The organism is Marinobacter sp. ES-1, assembly GCF_000475255.1.
GTDB classification, from domain to species: domain Bacteria; phylum Pseudomonadota; class Gammaproteobacteria; order Pseudomonadales; family Oleiphilaceae; genus Marinobacter; species Marinobacter vinifirmus.
This window is the reverse complement of sequence record NZ_AXBV01000037.1, coordinates 1-1,268: the sequence shown is the minus strand read 5'-3', so window position 1 is coordinate 1,268 and position 1,268 is coordinate 1. Positions and strand designations below refer to the sequence as shown.

Sequence of the window (1,268 nt, the reverse complement as noted above, 5' to 3'; positions counted from 1 at the left end):
TGAAGTGGACCCCGAAATTTGGACAGGTGCCTAAGCTCTGATTCATCATCTCCACAAGGAGGAGAATCATGAGCAAGAAACGCAAGCAATACAGCCCATCGTTCAAGTCCAAAGTTGCCCTAGCCGCCCTCAAGGGTGACCAGACCACATCTGAAATTGCCGCCCGGTTCCAGATTCATCCGACCATGGTTAGCACCTGGAAACGCGAGTTGTTGGAGAATGCTCCGGACCTCTTCGAAGGCAAAAAAAGGTCCGGCAAACAGTCCAACGAGCCCAGTTCTGACGAACTCTACCGCGAGATCGGCCGACTGACGGTGGAACGCGATTTTTTGTCGCGCAAGCTCGATCAGTAAGCCGTCAACGCCGGTTGGCGATGATCGAGCATGGTCATCCCCAAGTCAGCATTGTGCGCCAGTGCGAGTTGCTCAAACTGAGCCGCTCGTCGGTGTACTACGTCCCTCGTGAACAGTGTCAGGAGGATCTGGATCTGATGTACCTGATTGACCAGCAGCATCTGGAAACGCCGTACTATGGCTCTCGTAAGATGCGAGTCCATCTGGAGCGCAAAGGCCACCTGATAAACCGCAAGCGGGTTCAGCGCCTAATGCGCACCATGGGCATTCAGGCGGTGTATCCACGCCCCAGAACCAGCATTCCGGGCGACGGGCACAAAGTTTATCCGTACCTGCTCAAAGGGCTGAAAATCGACCGCCCCAACCAGGTGTGGGCAATGGATATTTCGTACGTGCCGCTGGCCCGAGGCTTCATGTATTTGGTCGCCATTATCGACTGGTACAGCCGTAAGGTGCTGTCCTGGCGGGTCTCCAATACCATGGACACAGACTTCTGCATCGATGCCCTGGAGGAAGCCCTACAGCGCCATGGAACGCCGGAAATCTTCAATACTGATCAAGGTGCCCAGTTCACCAGTGAGGCCTTCACAGGCGCTCTCAAGGAGCATGGCATTCGGATCAGCATGGACGGCAAGGGCTGCTATCATGACAACATCTTCGTGGAACGGCTCTGGCGCAGCGTCAAGCACGAGTGCGTCTACCTCACAGCCTTCGAGGATGGACGCCACTTGAAGCAGGCGCTCCACCGGTACTTCCGGCATTACAATCAGACCCGGTACCACCAAACCCTTGATTACCAAACACCGGATGAGGTGTACTACCAACAACCCATGACCCTGGCAGCTTGAGCCGGGAATACAGCCGGATCAGAGCTTAACTGCACCTTCAGGCTGTCCAACTGATGGGGTCCACCTC

At 55.5% G+C, this 1,268-nt stretch carries 1 protein-coding gene; it reads left to right on the top strand.

What is annotated here, in order from left to right:
- Positions 1 to 68 precede the first annotated feature (68 nt).
- Positions 69 to 1,201 (top strand): IS3 family transposase gene (locus Q668_RS06825; RefSeq protein ID WP_227498312.1). Its coding sequence is split into 2 segments (ribosomal slippage): positions 69 to 351 and positions 351 to 1,201, totalling 1,134 coding nucleotides; the frame shifts between segments, so codons are not numbered across the junction.
- Positions 1,202 to 1,268: the final 67 nt, after the last annotated feature.